This is a genomic window from Bradyrhizobium sp. PRIMUS42 (assembly GCF_023006515.1).
Taxonomy (GTDB): domain Bacteria; phylum Pseudomonadota; class Alphaproteobacteria; order Rhizobiales; family Xanthobacteraceae; genus Bradyrhizobium.
In genome coordinates this window covers 1-232 of the sequence record NZ_JALBGZ010001664.1, presented here as the reverse complement: position 1 = coordinate 232, position 232 = coordinate 1, and the positions used below count along the sequence as shown (strand labels likewise).

The 232-nt window shown below is 65.1% G+C and carries 1 protein-coding gene; it reads left to right on the top strand.

What is annotated here, in order from left to right; all coding sequences use genetic code 11:
* Nucleotides 1-232 (top strand): efflux RND transporter permease subunit (locus tag MOV75_RS42190; protein WP_247008796.1); only part of this gene is annotated, 232 nt, incomplete at both ends.

The following is a 232-nucleotide window of genomic DNA, read 5'->3' as shown; positions in this document are numbered from 1 at the left end:
CCGCATCACGCTGGGTGCGCTGATCATCGCGCTCGGCCTGCTCGTCGACGACGCCATCATCGCGGTCGAGATGATGGTGGTGAAGATGGAGCAGGGCTGGGACCGCATGCGGGCTGCGTCCTTTGCCTGGGAATCTACTGCGTTCCCGATGCTCACGGGAACGCTGGTCACGGCCGCTGGCTTCCTCCCCATCGGCTTTGCCAATTCCGCGGTCGGCGAATATGCCGGCAGC